The 3,226-nt window shown below is 68.8% G+C and carries 3 protein-coding genes; 2 read left to right on the top strand and 1 reads right to left on the bottom strand.

The genetic code is table 11. The annotated features are described in order from the left end of the window. Positions 1–60: 60 nt before the first annotated feature. Complete coding sequence (locus MT490_RS09525) at positions 61–1,278, bottom strand: pectate lyase (protein WP_297386474.1); 1,218 nt, start codon at positions 1,276–1,278, stop codon at positions 61–63. Between the two features lie 155 nt (positions 1,279–1,433). On the opposite strand from MT490_RS09525, the gene MT490_RS09520 reads away from it, so the two are divergent. Further along, positions 1,434–1,946 (top strand): L,D-transpeptidase family protein, encoded by a 513-nt coding sequence (locus MT490_RS09520; RefSeq protein ID WP_297386472.1) that lies wholly within the window; start codon positions 1,434–1,436, stop codon positions 1,944–1,946. A gap of 95 nt (positions 1,947–2,041) precedes the next feature. Then, positions 2,042–3,070: an alcohol dehydrogenase AdhP gene (adhP, locus tag MT490_RS09515; protein ID WP_297386476.1), complete on the top strand. Its 1,029-nt coding sequence runs from the start codon at positions 2,042–2,044 to the stop codon at positions 3,068–3,070. The last annotated feature ends 156 nt before the right edge of the window (positions 3,071–3,226 follow it).

The raw sequence follows: 3,226 nt of genomic DNA, 5'->3' as shown, positions 1-3,226 counted from the left end.
TTCCTCCCCCTCCGTCAGGCTGCGCCTGCCACCTCCCCCTGGCGGGGGAGGATTGCCGCTTCAAGCGCCCGTCGGATACCCGCCCACCTCGCGCTCGTCGTCGATCACCCGGCCCTTGCCGGTGCGCACCTCCCTCACGATCCTTTTGTCGACCGCGTCGCGCTCCCAGGGCCGCGCGCCGGCCTGGGCGAGGACCCATTTCTCGACCTGGCGCGCCGGCCGCGCCTTGAAGCCTTCGGGCCAGAAGGGCGGGCGGGTGAGGGGGATGATCTTCGGCTTGCGGTTCGAGATCACTTCGATCGGCACCATCGGGCGGCTGCCGGAGAGGGTGAAGATATTGTCGCGGTCGAACAATTCGAGGTCGCCCTGGCCCTCGAGGATCAGGAAGGGCAGGTCGTCGCGGGTCGAGGCACCGCCGCGCACGACGTTGCCGACGATCGCCAGCCTGCCGACCGTCCAGGGATGGCCGACCCATTCCTCCTCGTTGAGCGCATAATGCATGCAGCGATTGCCGGGATCGTAGATCAGGTTGTTCGCGGTGAGGGCGTGCGCGCCGCCCTTGAACAGCTGGTTGCGCTCGTAATTATGCGCGTAGAGATTGCCCGCGATCAGCACCTCGGTGACGTTGTCGTGGATCAGCGAGCCCTTCGAATGCTCGCCCTTGGCGTGGCTCGAGTTCGACAGCCCCTCGGCGACGATATTGTGGGTGAAGCTGATCCGCCGCGAGGTGTGCTGGCGCCACGCCTCGACCGTGTCGCCGCCGGCGAAGCGCGGGCCCGAGGCGGAGAGATTCTCGTCGGTCGCCCAGGCGAAGGAGCAATGGTCGACGATCACGTCGTGCGCCGCGCTGGTCGAGAGTCCGTCGACTTCCCAGCCGCTCTTCGGCGCGGCCCCGTCGGCGCCCGCGCGCACCCGGATGTGGCGGATCACCACATCGTGCGCTGAGATCGAGATGCCGCCGCGGATCAGCGTGATGCCGGGGGAGGGCGCGCTTTCGCCGTCGATCGTCACGAAGGGCTCGCGGATCGACAGGCTCTTGCGGCCGAGGTCGATCACGCCGCCCACCGCGAACACGATCCGCCGCGGCCCCGTCGTCTCCAGCGCGGCGCGCAATGTGCCCGGGCCCTCGGAGGCGAGGCTGGTGACGCGCAGCACCTGTCCGCCGTCGCCGCCCTTCGTCCTGGTCCAGCCGGTGGTGGGCGCGGGTTCGCGCGCGAGCGAAGGGGCGTGCCCGGCCGCCAGAGCCGCGCCCAGGAAGGTCCGCCGGTTCAACCGCAAATCCGCTCTCCCGCCCGTGTCCGCCCGCACATGCTTAACGAAAGGCTAAGCTGTGCCCTTGCGGAACAGTCCAAAAACCATGCTAGCCAGAGGTCGTTTCGCCAGCAATATCGACGCGCATGACGACTCGACCCTCGCTTCTCCGAGGCGCGCTCATGCTCCTCCTCGCATCGTTGCTGATGCCCTCCGCCGCCCTGGCCGCAACGGCCAAGGGCCCGATCGTCCTCGCGATCCTGACGCCCGACAGCCCGCTCGAGGAAGGCGAATATCTGTGGGAGCCCGAGCGCGCGCCGACGGGCAAGCTCGAGATCGTCGCCGATGTCGCGCGCGACACGCTCTACGTCTATCGCGGCGGCGTCGAGATCGGCCGCACGATCCTGATCTACGGCGCCGACGAGAAGCCGACCCCGCTCGGATCCTTCCCGATCCTGCAGAAGAAGAAGGATCACATCTCGAACCTCTACAACGCCCCTATGCCCTATATGCAGCGGCTGACCTGGGGCGGGGTGGCGCTGCACGGCAGCGGCGAGACGGTCGACAATCGCTATGCCACGCATGGCTGTATCGGGATGCCCGACGAGTTCGCGGCCTTGCTCTTCCGGGTCACGAAGCTCGGCGACCGCGTGACGGTGACGCGCAACTGGCTGCCGCAATTCTACGCGAGCTGAGCGCGGGGATTCCACCGTGGCCCTGTTCGGGGATTACCCCGACGGACAGTGCGCGCGGCGGCTAGTATCAAGGCTCCGGATCGATGCCCGGAGGCTTGGCGATGACGATGATGAGGGCCGCGGTCGCGCGGGAATTCGGCGCACCGCTCGCAATCGAGGAACTGCCGGTGCCGAAGCCCGGCCCGGGCGAGGTGCTGGTCAAGATCGAGGCCACAGGCGTCTGCCATACCGATCTCCATGCCGTGGACGGCGATTGGCCGGTGAAGCCGGCCCTGCCGCTGATCCCGGGGCATGAGGGCGTCGGGCGCGTCGCGGCGGTGGGCGCGGGCGTCGACGATTTGAAGGAAGGCGACGCGGTCGGCGTCCCCTGGCTGTACGATGCCTGCGGACGCTGCGAATATTGCCAGACGGGTTGGGAAACGCTGTGCGAGCAGCAGCATAACAGCGGCTACAGCGTCAACGGCACCTATGCCGATTATGCCCTCGCCAAGGCGGCCTATGTCGGCCACCTTCCGGCGAACCCCGATTTCGCGGCACTCGCCCCGATCCTCTGCGCCGGCGTGACCAGCTACAAGGGGCTGATGGAGACCGAGGCGCGGCCCGGCGAATGGGTGGTGATCTCGGGCATCGGCGGGCTCGGCCACGTCGCGATCCAATACGCCAAGGCGATGGGGCTGCACGTCGCCGCGCTCGACGTCGCGCCCGACAAGCTCGCGCTGGCGGAGTCGCTCGGAGCGGAGGTGACCGCGAACGTCGCCACCGAGGATGCCGTCGCCAAGGTGCGGGCCGCGACCGGGGGCGGGGCGCACGGCGTGCTGGTGACCGCGGTGTCGCCCGCGGCCTTCGCCCAGGCGATCGCGTGCAGCCGGCGGCGCGGCACCGTCGCATTGGTCGGGCTGCCGCCGGGCGACTTCCCGACGCCGATCTTCGACCTGGTGCTCAAGCGGATCACGGTGCGCGGATCGATCGTCGGCACGCGCAAGGATCTGGCCGACGCTTTGGCCTTCGCGGCCGAGGGCAAGGTGAAGGCGACGGTCGCGGTCGAGCCGCTGTCGGCGGTCAATCAGGTCCTCGACCGGCTGCGCGACGGCAAGGTCGAGGGACGCATCGTGCTGCGGCCGTGAGCGAGGGGAAAGCTGGGGCGGATCGACATTCGGCTCAAATATCCTCTCCCCTTGATAGGGGAGAGGATAGCGGAGCTTGGCAGCTTGCTGCCTAGCGCAGCTTGGAGAGGGGTAGAGCGGAGCGCAGCTCCGCGCGGCTGCTGCGCAGCCGCACCC

The organism is Sphingomonas sp. (genome assembly GCF_026460985.1).
Classification (GTDB): domain Bacteria; phylum Pseudomonadota; class Alphaproteobacteria; order Sphingomonadales; family Sphingomonadaceae; genus Sphingomonas.
The sequence above is the reverse complement of the archived record's forward strand: the minus strand, read 5'-3'. Positions and strand labels throughout refer to the sequence as shown.